The following is a 24,200-nucleotide window of genomic DNA, read 5'->3' as shown; positions in this document are numbered from 1 at the left end:
TAATGCATTTTTGATGGCTAGTCTGCACATAAATGAACGAAAACCACCACGAAGGGACGCTGATGTACCTCCCGATCGCCGAGGTTGCCTGCGTGCCGGCCCGGGCGCGCGTCTTCGAGCAGGGCTGGCAGTCCTGGAGTCCCACCGGCACCTACGCGGGTGACGCGACCTCGCCCCGGCCGTCCTCTGCGCAGATCGCGGCGAGTTGCTTCCGCTTCGACCGGCCGATGCCGGAATCCGGCTTCCAGGGCGAGGGACTTGTCGTGATCGACCCGGGCGACGGCGGCCCGGTGCGGTCGTGGTCCGCGGTGGATCACTCCGCCGAAGTTCCCTCCATCCGCGTGCAGGCGCTCGGGGACCGGCTCGTCGTCTCCAGCCTGGGCGCTGTCCGGGAGACCGAGCACGCCGATCTCCCGCGCGCGCTCGTCGCCTGGGCCGAGGAGGTGGCGGCCGGCGGTGGCGTGACGGCGGTCCGAACGCTCGGTCCGGGGTGGAGCAGCTGGTACGGGCACTGGAACAAGGTCACCGAGCAGGACATCGCCGACACCCTGGTGCACGCCGAACGACTGGAGCTGCCGTTGGAGATCATCCAGCTCGACGACGGCTACCAGAACGCGATCGGTGACTGGCTCGACATCCGGCCGGGCTTCGGATCCCTTGAAGGAGTGGCGAAACGCGTCGCCGACACCGGGCGGCGGGCGGGCATCTGGCTGACGCCGTTCTTCGTCGCCGCCGACAGTCGGGTGGCGACCGAGTATCCGGACTGGCTGGTGCGGGACACGCCCGCGATGCGCGAGTGGGACCGGGACATCGCGGTGCTCGACGTGACGCACCCCGGCGCGGCGGAGCATCTCGGTGGCGTATTCAGATCCCTTGTGGCGACCGGGTTTTCGTTCTTCAAGATCGACTACGTCTACGCCGGAGCGCACCCCGGCCAGCGGCACGCCGATGTGTCGGGGCACGACGCCTACGTGGCGGGGATGCGGATCATCCGCGATGCGGTCGGGCCGGACTCGACCGTTCTCGGTTGCGGCGCACCGATGCTGCCCAGTGTGGGACTCGTCGACGCCATGCGGGTCAGCCCGGACACCGCGGTCGCCGTCGAACCCAGGTCCGGGGACGTCAGTCAGCCCTCGCAGCTCGGCGCGCGGCTGGCCGGGGCCGCGCGGGAGTTCATGCACGGCCGGTTGTGGGTCAACGACCCCGACTGCCTGCTGGTGTCTCCGCGCGTGGAAGACCGCGCCGGCTGGGCGGATCACGTGGCCTCCAGCGGTGGGTGGAGGTGTTCGAGCGATCGCCTCGCCGACCTCGACGAATGGGGCACCACGCGCACCCGCGAGCTGCTCACACCGTCAACCGGTCCTGCCTGATCTCTCCGGAAGGGAGTCCGCCATGGCTCAGGTCCTCACGGCACCGACCCCGCCGCCCCCGGCCTCGACCCGGCCGGTGCCGCCACGGGGACGTCGTCGGCGGGCACGGGAAACCCTGACGGCGTATGCCTTCGTGGCCCCGAGCCTGTTCGGCGTCGCGGCGTTCCTGTTGCTGCCGGTACTGATCGTCGCCGGGCTGAGCCTGTTCGACTGGAAGCTGCTGGCCACGCCGGAGTTCGTCGGGTTGGCCAACTACGAGCGGCTCTTCGCCGACGGCGGGATCGGCCACTCGCTGCTGGTGACCGTCGCCTACGTGGTCCTGACCATCCCGGTGCAGACGGTGCTGGCCCTGTTGCTCGCGCTGCTGCTCAACCAGCGAGTGCGCGGCGTGAAGATCTTCCGCGCGTTGTTCGTCCTGCCCTGGATGGCGACGCCGGTGGTGATGGGCCTGGTGTGGGGCTGGATCTTCGACCCGGCCACCGGCGCGGTCAACTCCTTCCTGGAGATCTTCGGGATCGACGGGCCGAGCTGGCTGTCCTCGCCGGGCCTCGCGCTGCCCTCGGTGGCGGCGGCGCAGGTGTGGCAGTTCGCGGGCTACAACATGCTGTTCTTCCTCGCCGGGTTGCAGTCCATCCCGAAGGACTTCTACGAGGCGGCCACGCTGGACGGGGCGTCGCCGGTCCGGCAGTTCTTCGCGATCACCCTGCCGCTGTTGCGCCCGACGCTGTTCTTCGTCCTCGTCACCAACGTGATCGGCTCGTTCCAGGTCTTCGACACCGTTTTCGTGATGACCAACGGCGGTCCCGGCAACAGCACCGAGGTCATCAACTACACGATCTACCAGACCGCGTTCCGGCAGTTCGATTTCGGCTACGCCTCCGCCATCGCGATGGTGCTGTTCCTGATCATCCTCGCGATCACCATGGCGCAGGTCCGGTACTTCAACCGCACCACGACCTACGACCTGACCTGAGAGGAGCCGACCGTGACCACGACCACCCGGCGGCGGCGGCCCTCCCGCCGCGCCGCCCTCTACGCGACGCTCATCATCGGGGCGGCCATGTCGGTCTTCCCGTACTGGCTGATCGTCTCGACCGCGGTGAAACCGCGCGGTGAGCTCTTCGAGGCGGCACCGTGGGCGCCGCCGTCCTCGCCGACGCTGGAGAACCTCGGCGCGCTGCTGGGCTCGGACTTCGCGCAGTCCATCCTCAACACCTTCATCTTCGTCACCGTCCTCACCGTGGGGCAGCTGATCTTCACCACGCTGGCGGCGTATGCGTTCGCGCGTTTGGACTTCCGTGGCCGCGACTCGCTGTTCTGGCTGTACCTGGCCACCCTGATGGTGCCCAACGTGGTGACCCTGATCCCGCTGTTCCTGATCATGCGTGAGCTGGACCTGGTGAACAGCTGGTACGGGCTCGTCGCGCCGTACGTCTTCGGCACGCCGTACGGGATTTTCCTGATGCGCCAGTTCTTCCGCAGCATCCCGCGCGAGATCGAGGAGGCCGCGCGGGTGGACGGCGCGGGGCATCTGACCATCCTGTGGCGGATCATCCTGCCGCTGAGCAGGCCGATCCTGGCCACGCTGGCGATCGTCACGGTGATCTCGTCCTGGAACAACTTCCTGTGGCCGCTGATCATCACCAGCAGCGAGGACACCCGCGTGGTCACTGTCGCGATCGCCGCCCTGCGCTCGGAGATCGGCATCGACTACACCCGGATGATGGCGGGCAGCCTGCTCACGCTGCTGCCGATGCTGCTCGTCTTCGTCTTCTTCCAACGCTACATCGTCCGGTCGGTCGCACTGACCGGACTCAAGTGACACAAAGGAGTGTCCCCATGCAGCTCTCGACTTTCCGCCGGAAGATGCTCAGCGCGCTGACAGTCGGCGCGCTGGTCGGGCTGGTCGCCGCCTGCGGCGGCAGCGGCGACAGCAACGGCAAGACGACATTGACCTACCGAATCTGGGACGAACAGCAGCAGAAAGGCTACGAGAAGGTCTTCGAGGCGTTCAAGGCCACGCACCCCGACATCGACGTCAAGATCGAGCTTCAGCCCTATGACCAGTACTGGACCAAGCTCGTCACCGAGATGGTTTCCGGCACCGCGCCCGACGTGTTCTGGATGACGCCCGCGAACTTCCCCGAACTGGCGACGAAGGGCGCGTTGATGGACGTCACCGACGCCGTGGAGAAGTCCGGACTGACCAAGGACAGGTACCACGCCAACGTGGTGGATTCCTTCACCTACAAGGGAAAGATGTACGCCGCCCCCAAGGACTGGGGCGTACCGGGGATGCTCTACAACAAGCAGGTCTTCGCCGAAGCCGGCGTCGCGATGCCCACCGAGCCGCTGACCTGGGCACCCGACGGATCCGGGACGTTCCTGCCGCTGATGCGGAAGCTCACCGTCGACGCGAACGGCAAACACCCCGATGAGTCCGGCTTCGATCCGGCCAAGGTCAAGCGGTGGGGCTTCGCCTCCTGGAACCACTCGGGCACCCAGTGGCTGAACTGGATCCCGAGCAACGGCGGCACGACGATCACCAAGCCCTACGGCGCGTTCAACTTCAACGAGCCCGCTTCGGTCGAGGCGTTGCAGTGGGGCGTCGACCTGATCAAGAAGTGGCACGTGTCCCCGCCGGCCGAGCAGACCAACCCGCCGGCGGGCCGTGCGACCGAGATGTTCCAGCGCGGCGAGGTCGCGGTCTTCCCGGCCAACAACGCGCTGCTGCCCTTCGTCGCCCCCGGTTCGACCTTCCCGATCGGCACCGCGTCGCTGCCCGCGGGCAAGGCAGGCCGCGTCGTGATCATCAACGGCCTCGGCGAGGCGGTCTACTCCCGCACCGAGCATCCCGACCAGGCCAAGCAGCTCGTGTCGTTCCTGGCCACCCCCCAGGCGCAGGCCATCATGGCCGAGGGTGGCTATGTCTTCCCGGCCATCAACGACCTCGCCCCGCGCTACGTCGAGCACTGGAAGGCCAAGGGCATCGACACCCAGCCGTTCCTGGACGAGGCGCGTGGCAAGACCGTGAACTTCCCGATCGTGTCCGGCTTCGCCGCGGCGGAACCCAAAATCAACCAGATCTTCAACGACATGTACCTCGGATCGGTCGCTGTCCCCGACGCCGCCGGGGAGGCTGTCGAACAAGGCAACGCCCTGCTCACCCCCGAGAAGTAAGAGGTCTGCCATGTCCGCATCACCCAAGAGATGGCGAGCGGCGGCGATCGCCACCGCCGCGTTGCTGGCCGTCTCACCGGCACCGGCCGCGACGGCCGAGCCCGCGCCCGGGGTGCCCGTGCAGCTGCTGTCGATCACCGACCTGCACGGCTACTTCGGCGAGTACACCACGACCGTGCCCGGCTCGCGTGCCGGTGAGCCCGCGAAAACCGTGGGTGGCGGGGCATATCTCGCCTCGCACCTCAACCGGCTGCGCGCACCGCAGAACTCCGTACTGTTCTCCGCCGGCGACGACTTCTCCGGCTGGCCGTCGGAGACCGCGTGGTTCTGGAACGAGCCGACGATCGAGTACATGAACATGATCGGCGTCGAGTTCTCCACCGTGGGCAACCACGAGATCGACCGGAAACCGGCCTACCTCGAGCACATGATGAAGGGCACCTGCCGGGGCCGCCCCGACCGCGACCTCTGCTTCACCGACTCGACCGGGAAACGCTTCCAGGGCGCGGACTTCGACTACTATTCCGCGAACGTGATCAACGACGCCACCGGCAAGCCGCTGGTCAAGCCGTATCACGTGCGGCAGGTCGACGACGGTCGCGGCGGCACGCTCCCGGTGGGATTCATCCACGCCACGACCACTCACACACCGCAAGAGCAACTCTCCTACTGGCCGAGCGAACTGAAGTTCCTGCCCGAGGCGGAGACGATCAACCGCTACGCCGAGGAGCTGCGCGGTCGGGGCGTCCAGGCCATCGTCGCCGTTGTGCACGAAGGGTTCTCGCAAACGAACGGGGCGGGGTACAACGACTGCACCGCACCGTTCGGCCCGCTCGCCGACATGAACGAGCAGATCAGCCCGGCGGTGGACGCCATCGTCGGCGGGCACTGGCACGCGCTGGTGAACTGCATGCTGCCCGACCCGGCCGGTGATCCCCGCCCGGTGGTGGATGCGGCGAATCACGGCAGGCTGATCAACGAGATCAACTTGGAGCTGGACCCGGTGACCGGCGATGTCCGCCGGGACCGGACGACGTCGGTCAGCCACGCCAACACCCGCGATGTCGCACCGGATCCCGAGGTGCAGCGGATGGCGAAGTACTGGAAGGACCGGCTCCCCGCGCGGGGCAACCAGCAGGTCGCCACCATCACCGGTGATCTCACCCGCACCTCCGGCACCGACGAGGAGTCCACGCTCGGCAACGCCACCGCCGACGCGTTCCTTTGGGCGGCCAACAGGGACGGACAGGCCGATCTCGCGGTCGCGATGCCGGGAATCTTGTTGCGCGACATACCATTCGCCCCCAATGCCGCCAATCCCGCGGACGCGCCGGGACGGGTGCTGTTCTCCGAGCTGGTCTTCGGCACGGTCTACGAGAACGGCATCGGCCCGGCCGTCGTGCGCGGGACGGTGACCGGCAGGAAACTCGACGAGCTGATCGAGAGCCAATGGCAGCGGGGGGCCGACGGTGTCGTGACGTATCGGCACATGGCCGTTTCCGGCAACGTTTCCTACACCTACGACCCCGGCGCCCCGCTCGGGCAGCACGTCGACATCAAGAAGATCCGGGTCAACGGGAAGCCGGTGAAGGCCGACCGCGAGTACCGGATCGCGACCCTGGCCAACAACTTCTTCGCCCGCAACGCCACACCCGGGTTCACGGCGCTTTTCGACGCCAGGAAACAGGATCGGAGCAGCTACTCCGGTGCGGACGCGCTCTGGGGGTACCTGGAGGCGAGGTCGCCGGTCCGGCCGCCGAAGCTCGACCGGGTCCGGCCCGCACCGGCGTAGTCCGGTGCCCACCTTGTCGTGTCAAGGCTTGTCCGTGAAGGCCTCCTTGAGGGACTCTGGGTCCCTCAAGGAGGCCTTCACGGACATCGGGGCTGGGTGAGCAAGGAGGCCGGTCACCGCGCCGGCTCACCTGAACCGGGACGGAGGGGTTGGCACGTGTTCGCTCATCGAGTCGAACTTGCGGACATAGGTCAGCCCCTCCGGGATCTCGATGCTGGTCGTCGAAGTCCAGCCCCGGGTCAGGGTGGGCCAGTCGGGCACGTCGGGGTGGAAGTGTGGCCGGAACGGCTCGTAGCCGTCGATGAAGGCGGCCGGTTCCGACCTCGCCTGCCACCGGATGTCCGCCGACAACCGCAGCCGGTCGCTGAGATTGGGGCGGGCCCCGTGCACGGTGAGGCTGGTGAACATGAGCACGTCCCCCTGGCCGAAGTGGGTGCTGCGCCAGTCGTCCACGCCGCTGCCCGCCACCTGCGCGGTGACCCCGCCGGGGCCCTCCGCCCGGGACACACCGAGCACGCCGAGCTTGTGCGACCCGGCGAGGACCTCAAGCCCGCCGGCGTCGGAGGGACAGTCAGCGAGGGGGATCCACATCGTCAGAGTGTCGACCGCGCCCTGGATGAGGCGGTAGTCCTGGTGAGCGGGCGTGGGTGTGGCCCGCGGCGTCGGCGCCGTGACGCGGGCGATGTGCAACGGGTGACAGAAGACCTCCTCGCCGAGCAGCCGCTGAGCCAGGCCGCGCAGCTCCTCCCGTTCGCTGAGCTCGTGGAAGGACTGCGTCGCCTGCACGGCGGAGTACATGCCGAAGAAGGTGGACTCGCCCTCCTCGACCACCCGGTCGGACGCCCGCAGCTCGTGCGGCTCAGTGCCGGAGGCCAGCCACCTGCTGTCGTGGAGCACGGCCGCGATGTCGGCGCGAACACCGGTGACGTAGTCGCTGGGCAGCAGGCGAGGGAAGTAGAGGTAGCCGTCCTCGGACATGCGCTCCCGTAGTGCCGCGACGTCGTCGATGATGTCGCTGGAATCGATCAACTGCTCCATGTTCTGCCTCCGCCGTGGGGGTCTCGACGGTTTCGACTGTAGGAAGGGCGGGGCATCGCGGACATGGCTGAACCTGCCGGGAAGATGACGGATCCTGCTACGACGCCCTCGCCTCCGGCCGGGTTGCTCGTTGTCGGAGAGAGCACCTTCACCAAACGCGTCGAGGCGATCCGGCCGACCGGCTCACCGAGCTGGCTGCTCATGTGGACAACGCGGGGGCGCGGGGCCGTGCGCCACGGGGAAACGGCCCTGACAACCAGCGCGGGGCGGCTCGTGCTGATCGAACCGGGTGTGCGGCACACCTATGGAGTCGCCCCCGACGCCGTGGAATGGTCGCTGCTGTGGGCACATTTCCACGCACCACAAAGAAATTGGCTCGGGACGAGTCGTCATCTGACACCGGCGGCGAGTGGCGCCGCGGAGGCCATCGACGCCGCCTTCGACCGACTCCGCCGTTACGCCCGGCTCACCGGTGATCACATCCCACCGTCACCGGTCCACCTCCCTGCCTTCGCCACCCGCCCCGACCAGCAGGCCCTCGCCCTGTGCGTGCTCGAGGAAATCGTGCGCCTGGCCGACCTCGCCGGCGCTCCCGCCGCACCGCCGGGCCCTGACCCGCGCATCACCCGCGTGCAGCAGCTCATTGCCGAGACACCGGAGGCCCCGCATACCCTGAACTCGCTCGCCGCCACCGCCGGGCTGTCACCGTCACACTTCAGCCACCTCTACGCGAGGGCCACCGGCCACAGCCCCATGCGGGAGGTGCGCACCCGTCGCCTGCACCGCGCGGCTCGGCTGCTGACCGGCACGGGAATGTCCATCGCCGCGGTCGCCGGCACCGTCGGCTACGTCGACCAGTTCCACTTCAGCCGCGCGTTCCGCCGCGAGTTCGGCCTGCCGCCGAGCAGTTACCGGCACAACGGCGAGGTTCCCGGTTGGGACTGACGTGTGCGGGGATCCTGGACGGTGCTGTACAGAAGGCGGTCAACCGTGCCCACGCCCGCATCCGCGCGCTCGGCGAACGCGCCGTCTCACCGCACATGAGCTGGAAAGTCCTGGCCGAACTCCGTCGTCGCCCACGCCGGCCACCGCGATCATCCTCGTCCTGCACCACATCGAGACCCGCCGTCAACGACGACGAGAAGGGCTCATCCCACGGCGATTCCGCGGGCCTTGAGAGTGTCCTCGGCGCCAGGGGCGGCCATCATGGCCTCGTCGCCGCCGTGGATCACGCGGAGGTTGGGCAGCAGGGCGAGGTCGTCCAGTGAGGTGACGTCGAAGAGGTCGTCCTCGCCGTCCCAGAACGGGGAGCACTGGTGGTAGATCTCCAAACCGCCGTCAGTGGTCAGTTCGTCCACGGCGGCCAGTTGTTCGGGAGTGATCTCCAATTCGGTGAAGTACTGGCGGGCTTCCTCGAGGACGGTGTTCAGCAGGTCCTGTTCGCGCAGGTACTTCCACAGGTCGCCGGTGGCGCCCTTGGCGTGGAGGATGTCGGCGATCCGGAAACGGGGCTGGATGAGCTTGTCCTGGTACATGAGCTTGTCGATGACCAGCAGCTTGAAGTTGAAGTCGCGGAACATGCCCCATGATCTACCAGACCGCTCCGACAATCCGGGCAGATCCCTGCCGGTCTTCTGGTCGCACGTCCGGCTCTCCCTGCGACCGCACCTCGGCCGATACCCCAGGGACAAGCTCGGTGTGCCTTCCCAGCGGCCCAGCACCTCACGATCACGGAGCGGCCAGCAGGTGAAGAGTCACTCCGGGCGGAGATAGTCCCCGGTCCGACGGGCCCGGTCGCTATTCCGGCGCCGATAGTCAGCTGATTTCGCCTTGGTTCCGCAGCTGCTCATCCCGCACCAGCGGCGGCGGCCGGAGCGGGAGGAGTCCAGGAAGAGCCGGCTGCAGTCGGGGTGGTCGCACTCTCGGATCCGGCCCGTTTTCCTGTCTGCCAACAAGGTGATGGCGTCGCGGGCGAGAGTGGAAAGGGCCTGCCGAAGATCGCCTCGGAATTCGACGGTGTCACCCGTCCACTGGGGTATCAGCGGGGGATGCACCGCCGCGGCGTTGAGAGCGGCGCGGTCCTCGGCCCGGCCGGTCCCTCGGCAAAGACGGTTGACGACTTCGCGCAGGGCGATGGTTCGACGGAGCCCTTCTGGGTCGACCGCGATTCCGGCGCCGAGACCGGCCTGCTCCAACCAGCGGGTGACGTCGCCGGGAGCGGCCAGCAGCTCTCGCGGGCTGGTCTGGTGCCGGACCTGCAGGGTTGTCGTCAGATCCAGGCACGGGCTGCCGCTGAGAAAGGTGAACACGTCACCATATTGACCGGTGACGCGGCCCTATGCCAGTGTTGCCGTCACCTGTTAATGGGGTGACGGAGGCGGAATGCCCGGTTTGGTCAGATATCTGACGGCTGCGGTGCTGGTTCGCGGTGCCGACAGCGGCGCCACGGTCGGCCTCGTTCTGCTCGCCGCGCACCAGCGTCTGCCTCCGGTCATGGGCGGACTGCTCATCGCCGCGCTCAACGCGCCACACCTGCTGGGCCCATGGCTGGCGGCGCGGTTGGACAAGGCGATTCAGCGGCCCCGCCTGCTCGCGGCGGCCTATCTGCTCTACGGAACCGCCTTGTCGGCTGGCGCGCTGGCGATCACCCGGTTGCCCGCGATCGTGGCGCTTCTCGCGGTCGGGGTGGCGGGATGCTGCGGACCGTTGCTGACCGGCGGGTTGAGTAGCGTGTTGGACGATCTTGGCGCGAGTAGACGCAACCAAGGCTGGGATGCGCTCTCCTACGGAATCGGCGGAACGGCGGGCCCCGCCGCGGTCGCGGGGCTCGCTGGCCTGACCGGCCCGCTCCCCGCCGTTCTGGGCCTGGCCGCGGCGACTCTCGTCGCGTCCGCGCTGATCTTGACGTTGCCTCTCGGTGACACACCGGCGCATCGGGAACCGGTGGGGCTGAGGGCAGGACTGAAGAGTTTGGTGGCTGTGCCGCCACTGCGGCGGGTGACGGTGCTGACGCTGCTGTCCGCGGTCCAGTTGGGAGCTTTACCGGTCGTGGCCGTGGCACTGGGGCATGAGCTGTATGACACCACCGCGGGCGCGGCGCTGGTCGTCGCCTACGGTGCGGGCGGTCTTGCGGGCTCGGCATTGGTGACCGCGTGGCCGTTGCGGGGTGAACCAGAGATCCTGGCGGTGCGGCTGTTCGCCTCCCTGGCCGTGGTCACCGTGTTGTGTGCCCTCACCACGAGCTATCCGACGGCGATTACCGGCTTCGCCGTGCTTGGACTGGTGAACGCGACATCGTTCACCGCCACCCTCACCGCTCGCACCCGCTACGCGCCACCAGGCGCCCGGGCACAAGTATTCGTCACCAGCGCCGGCTTGAAGGTCGCGATGGCCGCTCTGGGCGCAGCCCTGGCCGGCGCCGCGGCTGAACTCGGAGGCCGCACACTTCTCATCTCCACGGCCGCGATCACGCTGACGGCGGTCGCCACCGCGTTGCTGGATCGGCGGCTCACTGCCCGGAAGCATCGACGGCGCGAACATGCCCACGTCGCGGCGGAGCCCCGGCAGGAGCGCACGTCCGGTGTATGAGCTGTCGAGAGGGGACCGCCGCCAGCGGGATGGTCCAGACCAGTATGTCCGGGATGGCGTCCGCAGTGGTCGCGGGCATCGTGGGAATGCCTGCCAGTTCGTGGCTGAGGATGTTGCCGTAAACCGCTACCCCGAGCGACATGCCAAGGCCGCGGATCGACGGGAGGAGTGCCTTCGTTCAGCTGGTCCGGTCACGCAAACCCGGCGCGTCGTGCTGCCAGGTGCGCGCGTTCGACCTCGTTGCCGCACAGGGTGATCGCGGTGTGGAAGGAGCGCAACGCTTCATCGAATCTGCCGGCGCGGGCGAGCAACTCGGCGCGGGTGGCCGGCAATCGGTGACCAGGGAGCGCGATTCCGGTGTGTCCAGAGCTGAATTGGACCCAGGACATACAAGACCCCGGCGAACTTCCAGAACCGACCAATATGGCTCGGTAGGCTCCTGAACAGGTGTCCTCTGGCGTGGGCGCTGTGTCCGGTGGGCGGTCGCGTCTGCTCAGGACTTGGCTTCGCCGCTGGGTGAACTCTGGCCAAGGGATGGATTGGTGGCGGTGGTGACCGCTTCCGGAGTCTGGCTCGGATGTGCCAGTGGGACGCCGAGCCAGGTCTGCAGTGCCTTGTCCAGCGAGCCCCGGCCGGGTTCGCCGGCCCAGGCGACGTAACCATTGCGGGTTGTTCCCGCCGTTGGGAGATGGAGGACTTGGAGAGCCTGTTCGTGGCCTCGATCTGCCTGGCCACGGACACCGAAGGCCGGCAGCTGATCATCAGCGGTCAGCACCGGATCCGTAGGACGCGCCCTAGCGTCCTGCCTCTGACGTTTATTTCTTCAGTCTTGGGTGCGTTGATGGCGCGGATGGGTCAGCCGCGGTTCGGCGAAGTGGAGTGACCGCCCCCGGGATTGATGGAAGCCCTTTCCGGGTAGAAGAGGGCCATGGAAGCCGAGACGTCCAAGGACTTCGACAACCGGTCGCCCTTCACTTGGAGAGCAACGACAACGGCGTTGATGGCCGTCATGATGGTGGTAGCGGGCATCAGCATCGTCGCCTCCAGCGGCCAGGGAATCGGGTGGTTCTTGCTGGCGCTCGGACTGGTCAGTGCACTGGTCGCCGCCGCGTTCCTCCACCTTGCCCGGAAGTACCGCCACCCGCGGGACTGAGCCGGTCGGCTCTGGGGCGTGTCCCGGAGATCTTCATCGGGATGAAGGACGATGCAGGGCGAGGACAAGCTCCATGTACCAACGAACCGGGTTGCCAGGCCCCGGAATTACTTGAGGCGGTTGAAGCATCGCTCGACCGCGTTCGGCCTGCTCGCCGGTCATCGTCAGGAGTCCTGCTCGGTCTGCAGGGGGACGACTGAAGAAGGATGGGGAAGCCGTGCCGGACGGGAATGTGGATCAAGTCCCGTCAGATGGCAGTCGTGGACGCGGTGCTGGCAGGGAGCACTTCGACTCAGCCGGGCCGCTGTTCTATCAGTTGGTCGACATCCCTGGACGAGTGAAGACGGCGCTCTGACACCGCCAGGTCCCGTACGCCTGGAGGAGTTTCTTCAGCTGGGCGGAGACACCGGCGTCTGGTCGATCGCGGCGTCTCCCATGGTGATCGAGGCGGTCATGGTCTTGCTGTCGTCGGATGTGCTGTGCCTCAACGCTGTTACTACCGTTGGCAAAGGGGCCGTTAGCACAGCGTCGAGGGAGGGTGTGCCGTCCCGTATCGGGACAGCACACCCTCCCTCGAACTTGCTGCTGTGCGGTGCTAGAGGGCTGCCGCGCCACCGAAGGTGCTCAGCGCGCGCCCTTGGTCGCGGCGATGTATTCGTTGGATGGGGTGGTGAAAGACAGTACGACGCCGATGACGGCGGCGAGGACGCTGAGGTAGCCCACGATGGTGTTGGTGCTGAAGATGACTGAGATCAGTTGGAGTGCGGTGAGGACGGTGAGGACGATCCGTGCCCAGTTCCGGCCGGCGCGGAGCTTCACCGCGAACAGCAGGTACAGCAGTGCGAACGCGACCGCGATCACCAGTCCGATGATGATGACGAAGGTGGCGGCCTGATCGATCTGGGCTTCGGTGAGCTGGGCTCCGCCCTGTCTGTTCGCGTTTCTGGTGGCTTCGACCAAGGCGTCCTTGTTGGCGAAGGCCAGGACACCGCTGAGCAGTCCGATGATCGCGGAGGCCAGGAATGCCCAGAAGGCACCGTTGATCGTGCCGGGGCGTTCCCGGCCGGTGACCGTGGACGTCTCAGCGGAAGCGGGATGGCTGGGGTAGTCACTCATGGTTCAAACCTGGCACGCCGGTGCCGCCATCGCGCGCTGAGCAACAGTTTTCGGGCAGGCGCGAACGTTTCGTAACCGAGTGGCCGCGCCCGGTAGGCGATGTTCTCAGTGGCCTGCCAGGTCCATCGTGAACAGGAGTAGCCCGAAGAGCAGTTGGAGTGCGGCGATGCAGGCGCCTGCGATGACAAGGCCGTCCAGTCGATATTGGCGATCAGTGAATACTGAGATCGCCCCGGCGGCCAAGGCCAGTACCGACATCACCTCTCCGTAGGGGAGGATCCAGCCGAGCAAGCTGAGCACGAGACAGACGGGACCGAGTAGACCTTTGGCTCCCGGACGGTCGCCAGCGGCTGCGAGTCGTCGAGTCACTTTGCTGAGTCCCTTTCAGCTCGTCCCCGGCGCCCACGCTACCTCCGAAGTCGACCTGACCGGCGACAGGCCGGCGTCAGCACGACGTCGGCGCCGGCCTCGGTCGCGAGGCCGACTTGGTCACGGCCCATCAGCGCCGCGTGATCGCACGACTTCGAGAGACCCTTGGGCTACCGGAATTGCCATCGCCGTGACCCATACGGCGCTGTCAGGAACGCCGATGGGCTGGTCCGGCTGACAGCCTGGCCGGAGTACCAGAGGACTGGGAGGCCATCGCTACGACGATGGCCTGGGACGTTGTCCTGGACACCCGCAACGCACTCGACCGATCCTTGTCTCGCCGAGGCGGGCTGACCTTTCCGGGACAACGACCCTAGCGAACTCGGTCCAGATAAGCGCACGAAGTGGATATCAAGACTGGCATCGCCCTGATGAAGTTCTCCAATACTCGGTGAGGATCGGTCTCGGGGCCAGAGCGAAGCACCGCCTCTTTACGTCGATCGGCCACCACATACTCGACAGCGTCCCATAAGGAAGCATGGCGATGAGCGAACATCCAGAGGTGATAAGCATCGTGGCCCACCATCACACGTGGCGTAGCGGGAAGGCCAATCTGGAAGTACCAGGGTGCCTCGGGTGAATTGCCAAGCCCTAGTGCAAGTGGTTCGATCTGATGTTTGTATGCGAAATCCTGCATCTTTTCGGGAATCAAAGCCACCTCGGCCAGTAGTCCTACGGCAATCAGGCGATCAATGATCGAGTCAATTTTTTCCGGCTCCATCTCGGAGACTTCTCGGTAAACTCGGTCGCGGCGAGGCGGGTCCTCGGCGAGCGTTTCGGGGTCGCCATGCGTATATGTCCATACTCTCAGCTCTTCGTGGTCAATCGAGAATATGCCGTCGGCAAATCTGATCTCGTATGAGTCGGCCATTCCCTCACTCGTGCCGCGTGGGGTGAACAATGGGCCGACAGAGTGTCCTACCGGTACAAGAATGGATTCGACACCTGAAAGCAACGGCTCGGTTGATGGACTCTTCAGGTCGAGAGAGGAAACATTCAGTTTGTCAAGAGTTTTCTCGATCAACGTATTCGGCGCGTTTGATGTTGTGAAGTCGCCCAGTTCCTTGTAGAGGAGACGACGATGTTCGAGCAACTTGTCCAGATCTTGCATTGTCGGTTTCGTGGTTTTCAGCCGGATTCTGAAGGCCTCCGCCCAGAATAGGGAGCGGAGGTAGTGTTCGTCTCCGGATCCGTAGAGCTCCTCGTAGCTGTCGATCGCACGGGTGATCTGGTTCAGCGATTCCTCGGTCAGGCCGGCTTCGTTGGCGCGCTCCGCCCATGTGGCGCGGGCATGAGCCAAGCTCCCCAAGAGGTGGTGGTGGCCCGCTGCCACCGCTTGCGCGTAATGCTCGGCCGCCAAGCGACTTGCTGCCAGCGCTGCGTCGGCGTCACCGGCGCGCTCGTGTGCCCAACCCAAACAATCGTTGCCGTACGCGAGGTCAGGAGTGCCCATGGTGTCGTCGAAGGACTCCAGGTATCGCTGCCACAGTGCAACCTCAAGGGGTGCCAGCGAGTCTTGTGCGACCGGCAGATGTTCAGCCGCCAGGCGGGCTGCGGGCCTGGGCGTCGAGCCGATCCCTGCGAGGATGATCTGTACCATTGCGGTCGGCTGTGCCATCCCGGCCACGACGACGCACGCGGCCGGGAGAAACGTCTCTGGATATTTGACCAGTAGCGAGCGGATGCACAGCAGCGTTCGGGCTTGTGCCGGCGTGGGCGCGTCCACTGTCGGCGACGACAGACCGGACGCGCGTGCGAGCACCAGCAACGCATGCAAAGCCTGCTGGATGGTCGCCGTTGCCGCCAACGATCGGCAGGCTACGTCCGTCATTTGTTCGGCGCTCGCCACAGCCGTCGCGATACTCAGCACCACGGCCTCGCCAAGCCTGTCCGGCCGCAACGGTTCGTAATACCGATAGGAAACCGTTGTGGGATATACTTCGGGTAGCACCGTTGCCAGTTGAGTTACCATCGAGTCATCGATATCCACTGGCTCGAAGGATTCCTTCAAAGCACGTTCCGCCTGCCGAACGTCGCCAGCGAGAAATAACGCAGGCACCGCGAGCAGCCGATCCACGAGATCGCCGAAGCTGACGTTCTCCGGCTCCAGTGTGGCGGAATGGGCACGAAGCCACCTGCCCCACCACCGCCTTTCGTGCCCGAGCACGGCGTCGAGCGCTCCGCGTGAATCGATGGAAGCAGGCGGCCGCCGGTGTTCCTGCTCGTGCAAGACCACGCTGAGAGCGGCCGCGTGCAGCCCCAGGATGTCGTCCGGATCCATCGTGACAGACTCAAGTACCGGTGGCACTGTGGATGGCTGTCGAGAGAACACAACCGTGTGGAAGTTCCGGTATGCCTGGACGAGCATGTCTTGTGCGCTGAGGGCAGTAGGGCCACCAGCCAATTCGGTGGGCTGGTCATCGACGAGATGGCCGACGTCGGGGTGGCCGGTAAGCGTTCGCCACCAGGCGCCGACTGTGCGAGCGAGGAGTAACACCCGAACGCGTCGGCGTCGGGCTGACGGCAATTTCGCGAGAAGTTTCGGTAGTTCGTAGGCCCAGTCTTCCGCATAGTCGACGCAGACGAGCACGCTGGTGTCCGCGTCACGCAGCGCCGCGCTGAGCGCGGTGAGATCGCCCGTCGGGCGGTTGACCACGTGGCCGACCAGCCAATCGGTGTCAGGTTCAGCCGCCAACAGTTCACCGAGCTCGATGGCCAGGCGCGTCTTGCCGGATCCACCTGGTCCGTGGACAAGCCGAACTGTCGCGGCCTCGTCTCGCTCGCACCAGTCCTGAAGGTCGGTCAGCTCTGGCGGTGGCACGTAGTCAACGATTCGTCGGGCGGGATCGAGGTAGTAAGAGGGCAACCGGCGCGATTCGTCGACCGGAGGTGTCGGACGCGGTCGTAACAGTCCCTGCAGGGCCGCAGGACCGGATGTCTCGCGGTGCCACCGCGGCCCGGACTTCAAGGCCTCGACGAGCCGGCCGTGTTCGGCTTCCCAGTAGGCGTAGTCGGTCGACACCGACAACGCTCGCTTCCTCCTCGCTGCTTCCTCGGCGCACGTCCGTACCCATGCCCGTACGACGTCCAGATGCGGCGGACCGGCGGAGTTGCGACCGTTCTCAGTCTCGTTGAGCCGACTCGGGCTGATGGTCCTGTTGTCCGTAGCGAGCTGAGGAAGCATCAAACGGGCAAGTTGCTTACAAGTTAATCCGGCATCTTCTCGTAGCGTCTTGAGGGCCCTGCCGAACTTCTTGAGAGCATCACTACCGCTGGCCGGCGTCTGCATCCTCGGGTCGACCCCTCTCCGTTCGACGGCTGTTCGAGGATCCGCCCCGCCGTCTCGTTTCCACCGGTCAAGCCATGGTTTTTCGTTCGGACCGGTTCGAGATCTCGTCTGTATCTACCACACACAGTGAAAGGTCACATCCAGAAACCACACCACGACGGATGGGACCTCACGTGAAGGAAATCCTCGAACTCTGCACGGCCGTACTGCAGCTACTGACCGCCGCGGCGGCGGCCCGGCCGCTACTTGTGAAGCGGTCCCGTGCAAGGTCAGACGGCAGCGCAGCACGTCTACGAGAAGGGACAACTGACGAGGTCCGCTCCCCGTCGCCGGAACCCGACGGTGGTGGCGACACAACAGCGCCGAGGCGGAGTGGGTCTTCCGCCCTTTCCGCCGAGCCCGAGTGCGGTCGGTAGATCACGCAGAAACGCGATCGCGCCCAGCCGCCGAAGGCGGGCTTGCCCGCCAGGTGCAGGCTGTGTCATACCGCCGATCGGGTAAACAATCGGTAGGGTCATCGATGCTGCGCTAGCGCAGCCCTCCCGCTCGACTCGGTGAAAGGCTCTCCCCATGGCCCAGAAGATTCTTGTTGAAATCGTCGATGACCTCGATGGCGGCGAAGCCACGCAGACCGTGCCCTTCGCGCTCGATGGCGTCCAGTACGAGATGGACCTGTCCAACGAGAATGCCCAGGCTCTGCGAAACGTGTTCGAGCAGTATGTCGAGGCAGGCACGCGTACCGGCGGTCGTAAGATCCGCGTCGCCGCCGGTCAGTCCACTGCGACGGGAACCCGCCGTCCGGCGGCGCCGGTCGACCGTGAGCGCAACCAGCAGGTGCGCGCCTGGGCGGCTGAGAACGGCTACGCGATCGCTGACCGCGGCCGGATCCCGACCGAGATCTACGAAGCGTTCAATGCTGCCGAGTCAGCTCCCTCGCAGCCTGTCGACGTCGAACCGGAGCCGGTCGAGGAGACGCCGACGAAGCCGGTGCGCAAGCGGGCTCCGCGGAAGAAGAAGGCTGACAGCTGAACCTGGTGCTGTGTCCATGAACGTGGCCGGGTTGGCGACACGCCGGTCGACCTTCGCGGTTGCTGATCAGCAGGCGTCAGCGTGGGTGGATGGCCGAACCAGTTCGGTGCGCGTCGGCTGACCGATCAGGAGAGTCAGCGGCCGCAGAAGATCGTGCGTGAAGGCACTGGGTCGCCGATCCGGCACCGGCGGGCGATGGTGATCATGGCTTCGGCCAGTGGAAACACTGTCCCGGCCAGTGCGCGTCTGGTCCAGGGTGACGAGGATGCGATCCGGGGCTCGCGGAGGCCACCACGCGACCGGAAACGCTCGACCAGCCGTTCACTCGCTGGAGCCTCGTCGGCCGCGTCGCGAGCCAGCGCCGTCGCGCGCCACAGGCAGAACCGGTACCCGTTCCGGATTTACGTCCGCACGTTTCCCGGCCGCCTGACTGTCCACTGTGGAAACAAAAGGTCTGGGATTCGAGCCCTTGTCGGCGCAGCGACGAGAAGCCGCCTCTCCTTGAACTCGCCGGAGAGGGGGCTTCTCGCGATCGCGGAGCTAGACGGGCTCGAGTTCGCCCGCTGCTCGTCGTGACTTGGCCCGGTAGTGGAGGCCGGTGGCCAGCATGGTGAGCCCGAGACAGATCATGGCGGTGACCGTCGGCCACTGGAGATGCTGGGGCAGGTGCAGAGCCAGAAACCAGGATGGCGTGATCTGGCCGGTGGTCAGCATGAGCGCGGGCACGATGCCCTGGGCGGCCAGGGGCACCCAGCACAGGACCAGGCTCGCGACGACGTAGACACGCTGGCCGTTCGGAGCCAGGTGAAGGCCGAGTTTCTCCAGGTGCTGTCCGGGCTTGGGCAGGGAAGACGTTTGCGGTTTCCAGGCCGGGGCCGGTCGCTTTCGTCGGGGCGAGACGCCGGTACGCAGGTACAGGAGCAACTCCGGCGCACTCGATTCGAGCTTGGCCGCGGCCCACCGTCCCAGTACCCAGGCCAGCGAAGTGCCGCCGGCCAAGCCGACGACCGGCCCCGCCCAGACCGGCCCCAGCCGCGCCGCGAAATAGGCGGGGGCGGCGGTCGCCGCGCTGAGGATCAGCACCATCAGGACCTGCACGAAGTCGGTACCGTTCTCCAGCAGGTTGCCGCCCCGGAGCTGCGGATCGGTCATGGGTACCGGCCTCAGCACCGACACCAGCACGGTCACGCCCGCCCCGCCGCCCAGCAGCGCGGGTAGCACCGTGGCCAGCCAGGGCCTGAGCCTGGCGATGGCCCTCCTGTCCGGCCCCTTTTATTTCCAGGTGCTGATCGCCCGGCAACCGCTGACGCGCGAGTACGTCGACCGCGTGATCGAGGCGGTCTTCGCCGGGATGGGACCGAAGGCACCGACGACGGCCGGTGGCTAGGCGCACGGTCGAAGTGGCCGTGTCACTCGAAACCGACCGGCAGATAACGGGCAACGAGGTTCGCAGGCAGTGCGGCATGAGGCCGATGACCGGATCTGGCAGCTCATCGGCGCCTCCGACGTGGACGACGGCATCGACGAAGACCGAACCCTGAACGACATCTCGACGTGTCACCCGGCGGCAGCGCGATACGAGCAGGCGTGGGAAGTCGTTGGAACACCGCTTCTGAATTTGCTGCTCACTCGTCTGCCGCTGGGCATGGATCGTGCGCCGTCATCGTCTGCTCATGCCGCGTAGCGGGTTTCGGCGCCACCGTCGGCCGGTTCCGTGACGACCTCACGGTAAGGGCTTCGGGATGCCGTTGGCGCACCTCGCCGATCGCCGTCGATGCCATGGGACACCACAGGTCGCGGAGTTCGTACCGGCCGTCGTCGCCGGGTGAGATCACGCGCGGCTGGGGGGTCCATCGAGGAGCGGCACTTGGCGGGGCCGCACCGTAAGCCGATTTCGATATTGTTCTTCAGATTGTGAAACGTGGGGAAGCGTGTTGTTGGCTGGATAAGGCCGCACTACGTTGATTCGGCGTTATGACGCTGGTCGTAGCTCTGCTGGCAGTTTTGGATTTCGTCTGCGTGGGCGGTCGTCCAGTCGTATAAATGGCCGAAGGGTTCGCGCAGGGATTCACCGAGCGGGGTGAGGGAGTACTCGACTCCCACCGGCGAGGTCGGCAGCACGCGCCGTTCGATCATTCCGTTGCGTTCCAGACGGCGCAGGGTCTGGGTCAGGACCCGCTGAGTGACGCCTTCGAGGCGTCGCTTGATGTCGTTGAACCGGCGGGGCTTGTCGAGGACGGTCATCACCATCATCGACCACTTGTCGGCGATCTGGTCGAGAATCGGGCGACTGGGGCAGTCGGCCCGGTAGACGACGTCCGTGTCCGAGCCGGTGCCGGGAGTGGCCATGTCGGTATCCTCCACGATCCTTACGATGCCGAAAGTGCGTTATTGACGCCGGTCTCCCGCCGTTTCAGTCTAGGTATACATCAGGAACTTAGCTGCCTGACAGGTACCGATCGGAGATTCTTCGTGCACCACGACGCTTACGCGACCCTGCGAGTGAGCTACGAGGCCGGCATCGCCCGTGTCACCCTCGACAATCCGCCCGTCAACGTCCTGGACGTCGCCCTCATGGCCGACCTGCGGCGGCTGTTGACCGGGCTGCGGGACGACGACTCGGTCCGGGTGATCGTGTTCGACAGCGCCGATCCGGACTTCTTCATCGCCCACGTCGACATGGCACTCGTCGACGCGCCGGACGCCTTCGACGGACTCGCGGCCGACACCCCCGAGGGTGTCAACGTCTTCCAAGCCCTCGGGGAGTTGCTCCGGCACCAGCCTCAGGTGACGATCGTCAAACTCGCCGGCCTGGCGCGCGGCGGAGGGGCGGAGTTCGTCACGGCGGCGGACATGGCATTCGCGGCGATCGGTCGCGCCGGGATCGGGCAGGTCGAGGCCCTCATGGGCATCGTCCCCGGGGGCGGCGGCACCCAGTACCTCACCGATCGGATCGGCCGCAACCGCGCTTTGGAGGTGGTGCTCGGTGCCGAGCTGCATGACGCGCAGACCGCCGAACGCTACGGCTGGGTCAACCGGGCCGTCCCCGCCGATGAACTCGACGACGTTGTCGACCGCCTGGCTCGCAATATCGCGGCACTGCCCGAGGGCGTGGTCGCCGCGGCCAAACGTGCCATCGTTCCTGCTGACCTGGCCGAGGGCTTCCTGCGTGAACACGACGCTTGGGCGGCCCAGATCGTCCGGCCCGCGGCCGAACGGTTGATCCGAGGCGGACTGGTCCACGGGGCCCAGACCCGTGACGGCGAACGCGATCTGGAGGGCTTGCTCCGCAAGCTGGCCGGTTAATCCAGCTGGGCCAAGACGGGGCACTTTCTTCCCCGACAAAGATCACCCGCCCGGCTGGGGTTGGCAAGATGGCTGTATGAGTCAGACGCTGCGGTTGGCCGTCGCGCAGAGCACGGTGCCAGAGGATCCGTCGGATCGAGACGGTCTTCGTAAGAGTGCGTCGGAGATCCGGGCTTTGATGCGGGAGGCGAGTGCCGCGGGTGCCCGGTTGGTGCAGTTTCCGGAGGGGGCGATCACCTATCCCGACAAGTATGCAGTGGCGGGGGATGGCGACGGGGGGCTGTGTGAGGCGGATTGGTCGCGTGCGGCTTGGGATGTGCTTCGGGAAGAGGCGGAGGCGGTCGCTGACCTCGCTGGTGCGCTCGGGATCTGGACGGTGTTCGGTTCGATCCATCGGTTGTCCGGGGCACACCGTCCGCACAACAGCCTGTATGTGGTCTCCGACCGGGGCGAGCTGGTAGGCCGCTATGACAAGCGGTACCTGTCGCACAGCGAGATCAGTTACCTGTACACGCCGGGAGTGGCGCCGCTGGTCTTCGAGGTTGATGGGTTCCGGTTCGGCTGTGTCCTCTGTATCGAGGTCAACTTTCCCGAGTTGTTCGCCGAGTACGAGAGTCTGGACGTTGATTGTGTGCTGGCATCGGTCATGGTCGACGACCTGCCGAGGTCGGTCGTGGCACAGGCGTACGGCACTCTCTACAACTACTGGGTCGCCTACTCGGTCCCGGCCCAGTTCAGCGCGACGGCCCCAGCCGGCCTCGTCGCACCCGGTGGGCGATGGATCGCACGCGCTGACAGCGGCGGGCGACCCGGCCTCGCCGTCGCCGAGCTCGATCGAGACGCGCCGGACACTGACATCGACGTGGCAGTGCGGCTCGCACGGCCGTGGCGCCGGACTGCCGGAGCAGCACTCTACGAACCCCATGTCGTGCAGGGTGATCCCCGCAGTGAGACACGCACCGCGTTCTGAGCGGGTCAGAACGGCCAGTCGGCGCTCCGGCCCGCATCGAGGAGTGGAATCATCCGGAAGGCCTGGTCGGTCAGACCGCCGAAGGTGTGCCGGTTTCCGCGTCCGGACGTCGAGTGGCCGTGCTGGTAGCCCGCGAGGTTCCGGTAGCCGTCCCGGCCTCCGTGGGTGACGCCGCCGGGGCTCCGCTCACCGGTGATCGGTGAGCCGGTCGCCGGGCGCGTGCCGGCGGTGTTGCACTTCGACACTCGACCCTCGTTTCGTTCGAGGGGAGCTTCGACTCCAGCCGATGCCCGAGAAAAGTCGGGGACGGTGCTTGTCCAATGCTCTACCGACTGAGCTACCGGCAGGATGGCTGCCGGGCGGGACTCGAACCCGCGACCCTTGGGATACGGTGAAGTATCCGTCCCCTGCGCACCGGGAGTGCTCGCGCAAGTTGCCGGCTCTCAGAAGCGGGGAAGCTCCAGCAGGTTGTTCTTCCAGATCCCGTCCGCGCGCGTGCGGAGGAACTCCGGGCCGAAGGTCGGTTTGATGATCTCCACGGCCACCCGGTGGATTCCCTCGTCCACGTAGGCTTTCCCGTCGTCGTCTTCGATCCACGCCACGATCGCCGAAACGAAGCTCTCGCCGGTCTCGCCGTTGCCGGGGTTGATCCAGCGCAGTTTCGTGATGTTCTCGTGGAACTTCCCACCTTCGAGCCGCGCTGCGATGATCTTGATGGCCATGGTGCTACCTCTTCGGCTGGGTGCCCTCGATGCGAACGGGGGTAATGCGGTACTCGTCCCCTGTCCGCACCTTGTTACGCCGTGCTCCGAACGTTACGAGTTCGAGGGCGGCGGGTTCGTTCTGCGTCAGATGACGCAGACGGCGTGCGTGCCGCCGTGTCACTGTCCTCGCGCCGGCGGGAACAGCAGCCGGGGGAGAGGGGAACAGACATGTGCGCTGCCTTCAAGACATCGGTCACCGCGGGAATCGTCCTGGCCGCGGTGGTGCTGGCCGGTTGCGCGCCGGATCCGGCGCCGGCCGCCCAGCAGACGGTGCCTTCGCCGTCCGCGGAACCGGCTTCGCCGTCCGCCGTGGAACCGGCCGCGGCGGTGGCCTGGATGAACGGCTTCTGCGGCGCGGTCAAGGATTTCGTCGAGGGAAACAACGCGATGCCGTCGGCGAGCGGGGAAACCGTCGAGGCCATCAAGAAGAGCACCAGCGCGCAACTCGGGCACTACGCGGCGATCCTGGCCAAGACGGTCGACGGCCTGGCCGCGCTGCCCGCAGCGCCGGTTCCGGCCGGAGACGCGGCGAAGCGCGATTTCCTCGCGAAATACACCTCGGCACGCGACAAGACCGTGAAAGCGAAGGCGCATCTGGACGCGGCGGGGAAGGCCGACACCGTCGCGCAAGGCCGTGCGGTCGACGGGCTCATGGCCGCCCAGAAGGACACGCACGGCGTGCTGGACCCGGTCGCGGCCATCCTGGAGGCTCCCGAGCTGAAGACGGCCGCGGCGACCGCGGAACGCTGCCGCCCGTGAGCACGGGCTAGGCGCTGTCCTGCAAGCCGAGGCCGCGCAACCGGGCGGCCTCGTGCTCGACCGATGGCGGCGCGGTGGCGATCACCTGGTCGAGGGTGCCGCGGGCGGTGGTCAGTTCGGCGATCGCGGCACTGAGCCTGGCGCGTTCCCGCTGGAGGTCCAGCAACAGCTCAGGGCAGTCGGCGATGAGCTGCCCGCCCGCGGAACCCATACAGGGCAACAGATCGGCGATCGTGGTGGTGGACAGTCCCGCGGCGAGGAGGTTACGGATGTGCTCGACGGTGGTGACGTCGTCTTCGGCGTACACGCGATAGCCGCTGGGGAGACGCTTCGGCCGCAGCAGGCCTTGTTCCTCGTAGTAACGCAGAAGACGCTGGCTGACACCAGTCCTGCGTTCCAGCTCGCTGATGCGCACGG

Annotated in this window: 25 protein-coding genes and 2 pseudogenes; 15 read left to right on the top strand and 12 right to left on the bottom strand. The window is 66.5% G+C overall.

What is annotated here, in order from left to right; all coding sequences use genetic code 11:
* Nucleotides 1–32: 32 nt before the first annotated feature.
* Genes ACLJQ7_RS15265 through ACLJQ7_RS15245 form a run of 5 tightly spaced genes read left to right on the top strand, consistent with a single transcriptional unit; the run spans nucleotide 33 to nucleotide 6,342 of the window.
* On the top strand, nucleotides 33–1,370 hold the full coding sequence (locus tag ACLJQ7_RS15265; protein WP_410648859.1) for a glycoside hydrolase family 36 protein: 1,338 nt from the start codon (nucleotides 33–35) through the stop codon (nucleotides 1,368–1,370).
* Between the two features lie 22 nt (nucleotides 1,371–1,392).
* Complete coding sequence (locus ACLJQ7_RS15260; protein WP_410648858.1) at nucleotides 1,393–2,343, top strand: carbohydrate ABC transporter permease; 951 nt, start codon at nucleotides 1,393–1,395, stop codon at nucleotides 2,341–2,343.
* A gap of 12 nt (nucleotides 2,344–2,355) precedes the next feature.
* Nucleotides 2,356–3,192, top strand: coding sequence for a carbohydrate ABC transporter permease (locus ACLJQ7_RS15255; RefSeq protein WP_410648857.1), 837 nt, complete (start codon nucleotides 2,356–2,358; stop codon nucleotides 3,190–3,192).
* Nucleotides 3,193–3,209: 17 nt separating this feature from the next.
* On the top strand, nucleotides 3,210–4,550 hold the full coding sequence (locus ACLJQ7_RS15250) for an ABC transporter substrate-binding protein (protein WP_410648856.1): 1,341 nt from the start codon (nucleotides 3,210–3,212) through the stop codon (nucleotides 4,548–4,550).
* Nucleotides 4,551–4,560: 10 nt separating this feature from the next.
* Nucleotides 4,561–6,342: a bifunctional metallophosphatase/5'-nucleotidase gene (locus ACLJQ7_RS15245; protein WP_410648855.1), complete on the top strand. Its 1,782-nt coding sequence runs from the start codon at nucleotides 4,561–4,563 to the stop codon at nucleotides 6,340–6,342.
* 126 nt (nucleotides 6,343–6,468) lie between these two features.
* On the opposite strand, the gene ACLJQ7_RS15240 is transcribed toward ACLJQ7_RS15245, so the two are convergent.
* A complete protein-coding gene (locus tag ACLJQ7_RS15240; RefSeq protein WP_410648854.1) occupies nucleotides 6,469–7,380 on the bottom strand; it encodes a phytanoyl-CoA dioxygenase family protein in 912 nt (303 codons plus the stop codon).
* A 63-nt stretch (nucleotides 7,381–7,443) separates the two neighbouring features.
* Between ACLJQ7_RS15240 and ACLJQ7_RS15235 the strand changes: the two genes are divergently transcribed.
* Together ACLJQ7_RS15235 and ACLJQ7_RS15230 are read left to right on the top strand one after the other, a co-directional pair.
* Nucleotides 7,444–8,325 carry a helix-turn-helix domain-containing protein gene (locus ACLJQ7_RS15235; RefSeq protein WP_410648853.1) on the top strand — a complete coding sequence of 294 codons (882 nt, stop codon included), beginning with the start codon at nucleotides 7,444–7,446 and terminating at the stop codon, nucleotides 8,323–8,325.
* Nucleotides 8,326–8,354: 29 nt separating this feature from the next.
* Nucleotides 8,355–8,557 (top strand): annotated as a pseudogene (locus tag ACLJQ7_RS15230) (hypothetical protein); the annotation flags it as partial.
* On the opposite strand, the gene ACLJQ7_RS15225 reads toward ACLJQ7_RS15230, so the two are convergent.
* Entirely contained in the window at nucleotides 8,529–8,960 is a 432-nt protein-coding gene (locus tag ACLJQ7_RS15225) for a DUF6892 domain-containing protein (protein WP_034321823.1), read from the bottom strand. The pseudogene ACLJQ7_RS15230 and the gene ACLJQ7_RS15225 overlap by 29 nt on opposite strands.
* 174 nt (nucleotides 8,961–9,134) lie before the next feature.
* Entirely contained in the window at nucleotides 9,135–9,689 is a 555-nt protein-coding gene (locus ACLJQ7_RS15220; RefSeq protein WP_410648852.1) for a CGNR zinc finger domain-containing protein, read from the bottom strand.
* 73 nt (nucleotides 9,690–9,762) lie between these two features.
* On the opposite strand from ACLJQ7_RS15220, the gene ACLJQ7_RS15215 reads away from it, so the two are divergent.
* Both ACLJQ7_RS15215 and ACLJQ7_RS15210 read left to right on the top strand, forming a co-directional pair.
* Nucleotides 9,763–10,968 (top strand): MFS transporter, encoded by a 1,206-nt coding sequence (locus ACLJQ7_RS15215; protein WP_410648851.1) that lies wholly within the window; start codon nucleotides 9,763–9,765, stop codon nucleotides 10,966–10,968.
* Nucleotides 10,969–11,896: 928 nt separating this feature from the next.
* Nucleotides 11,897–12,121, top strand: coding sequence for a hypothetical protein (locus ACLJQ7_RS15210; protein ID WP_410648850.1), 225 nt, complete (start codon nucleotides 11,897–11,899; stop codon nucleotides 12,119–12,121).
* A gap of 624 nt (nucleotides 12,122–12,745) precedes the next feature.
* Here ACLJQ7_RS15210 and ACLJQ7_RS15205 read toward each other — a convergent pair.
* From ACLJQ7_RS15205 to ACLJQ7_RS15190, 4 genes and pseudogenes are all read right to left on the bottom strand, one after another.
* Nucleotides 12,746–13,237: a hypothetical protein gene (locus ACLJQ7_RS15205; protein ID WP_410648849.1), complete on the bottom strand. Its 492-nt coding sequence runs from the start codon at nucleotides 13,235–13,237 to the stop codon at nucleotides 12,746–12,748.
* A 105-nt stretch (nucleotides 13,238–13,342) separates the two neighbouring features.
* Nucleotides 13,343–13,537 carry a hypothetical protein gene (locus tag ACLJQ7_RS15200; protein WP_410648848.1) on the bottom strand — a complete coding sequence of 65 codons (195 nt, stop codon included), beginning with the start codon at nucleotides 13,535–13,537 and terminating at the stop codon, nucleotides 13,343–13,345.
* Between the two features lie 442 nt (nucleotides 13,538–13,979).
* Nucleotides 13,980–16,688: a hypothetical protein gene (locus ACLJQ7_RS15195; RefSeq protein WP_410649220.1), complete on the bottom strand. Its 2,709-nt coding sequence runs from the start codon at nucleotides 16,686–16,688 to the stop codon at nucleotides 13,980–13,982.
* A 30-nt stretch (nucleotides 16,689–16,718) separates the two neighbouring features.
* Nucleotides 16,719–16,955, bottom strand: a pseudogene (locus tag ACLJQ7_RS15190) (helix-turn-helix domain-containing protein); the annotation flags it as partial.
* A gap of 570 nt (nucleotides 16,956–17,525) precedes the next feature.
* On the opposite strand from ACLJQ7_RS15190, the gene ACLJQ7_RS15185 reads away from it, so the two are divergent.
* Entirely contained in the window at nucleotides 17,526–17,984 is a 459-nt protein-coding gene (locus tag ACLJQ7_RS15185) for a histone-like nucleoid-structuring protein Lsr2 (RefSeq protein ID WP_410648847.1), read from the top strand.
* Nucleotides 17,985–18,524: 540 nt separating this feature from the next.
* On the opposite strand, the gene ACLJQ7_RS15180 is transcribed toward ACLJQ7_RS15185, so the two are convergent.
* Nucleotides 18,525–19,136, bottom strand: a complete 612-nt coding sequence (locus ACLJQ7_RS15180) for a hypothetical protein (RefSeq protein ID WP_410648846.1) — start codon at nucleotides 19,134–19,136, stop codon at nucleotides 18,525–18,527.
* On the opposite strand from ACLJQ7_RS15180, the gene ACLJQ7_RS15175 reads away from it, so the two are divergent.
* Together ACLJQ7_RS15175 and ACLJQ7_RS15170 are read left to right on the top strand one after the other, a co-directional pair.
* Nucleotides 19,135–19,371, top strand: coding sequence for a hypothetical protein (locus ACLJQ7_RS15175; RefSeq protein ID WP_410648845.1), 237 nt, complete (start codon nucleotides 19,135–19,137; stop codon nucleotides 19,369–19,371). The two genes, ACLJQ7_RS15180 and ACLJQ7_RS15175, sit on opposite strands and share 2 nt — an antisense overlap.
* A 69-nt stretch (nucleotides 19,372–19,440) precedes the next feature.
* Nucleotides 19,441–19,668 carry a hypothetical protein gene (locus ACLJQ7_RS15170; protein ID WP_410648844.1) on the top strand — a complete coding sequence of 76 codons (228 nt, stop codon included), beginning with the start codon at nucleotides 19,441–19,443 and terminating at the stop codon, nucleotides 19,666–19,668.
* 272 nt (nucleotides 19,669–19,940) lie between these two features.
* On the opposite strand, the gene ACLJQ7_RS15165 is transcribed toward ACLJQ7_RS15170, so the two are convergent.
* On the bottom strand, nucleotides 19,941–20,333 hold the full coding sequence (locus tag ACLJQ7_RS15165; protein WP_410649204.1) for a winged helix-turn-helix transcriptional regulator: 393 nt from the start codon (nucleotides 20,331–20,333) through the stop codon (nucleotides 19,941–19,943).
* 123 nt (nucleotides 20,334–20,456) lie between these two features.
* Between ACLJQ7_RS15165 and ACLJQ7_RS15160 the strand changes: the two genes are divergently transcribed.
* On the top strand, nucleotides 20,457–21,290 hold the full coding sequence (locus ACLJQ7_RS15160) for an enoyl-CoA hydratase/isomerase family protein (RefSeq protein WP_410648843.1): 834 nt from the start codon (nucleotides 20,457–20,459) through the stop codon (nucleotides 21,288–21,290).
* 76 nt (nucleotides 21,291–21,366) lie between these two features.
* The gene (locus ACLJQ7_RS15155; RefSeq protein ID WP_410648842.1) at nucleotides 21,367–22,260 is read left to right on the top strand and encodes a carbon-nitrogen hydrolase family protein; all 894 of its coding nucleotides are present in this window, start codon (nucleotides 21,367–21,369) and stop codon (nucleotides 22,258–22,260) included.
* Between the two features lie 5 nt (nucleotides 22,261–22,265).
* Here ACLJQ7_RS15155 and ACLJQ7_RS15150 read toward each other — a convergent pair whose 3' ends face one another.
* Together ACLJQ7_RS15150 and ACLJQ7_RS15145 are read right to left on the bottom strand one after the other, a co-directional pair.
* The gene (locus ACLJQ7_RS15150) at nucleotides 22,266–22,505 is read right to left on the bottom strand and encodes a hypothetical protein (RefSeq protein ID WP_410649219.1); all 240 of its coding nucleotides are present in this window, start codon (nucleotides 22,503–22,505) and stop codon (nucleotides 22,266–22,268) included.
* Between the two features lie 198 nt (nucleotides 22,506–22,703).
* Nucleotides 22,704–22,982, bottom strand: coding sequence for a DUF3892 domain-containing protein (locus ACLJQ7_RS15145; RefSeq protein WP_410648841.1), 279 nt, complete (start codon nucleotides 22,980–22,982; stop codon nucleotides 22,704–22,706).
* A 210-nt stretch (nucleotides 22,983–23,192) separates the two neighbouring features.
* On the opposite strand from ACLJQ7_RS15145, the gene ACLJQ7_RS15140 reads away from it, so the two are divergent.
* Entirely contained in the window at nucleotides 23,193–23,783 is a 591-nt protein-coding gene (locus ACLJQ7_RS15140; RefSeq protein ID WP_410648840.1) for a hypothetical protein, read from the top strand.
* A gap of 7 nt (nucleotides 23,784–23,790) precedes the next feature.
* Here ACLJQ7_RS15140 and ACLJQ7_RS15135 read toward each other — a convergent pair whose 3' ends face one another.
* A complete protein-coding gene (locus ACLJQ7_RS15135) occupies nucleotides 23,791–24,198 on the bottom strand; it encodes a MerR family transcriptional regulator (protein WP_410648839.1) in 408 nt (135 codons plus the stop codon).
* Nucleotides 24,199–24,200 lie beyond the last annotated feature (2 nt).

It is taken from the genome of Amycolatopsis sp. cmx-4-54 (assembly GCF_046548895.1).
Lineage (GTDB): Bacteria > Actinomycetota > Actinomycetes > Mycobacteriales > Pseudonocardiaceae > Amycolatopsis.
This window is presented reverse-complemented; position numbering and strand designations above follow the sequence as displayed.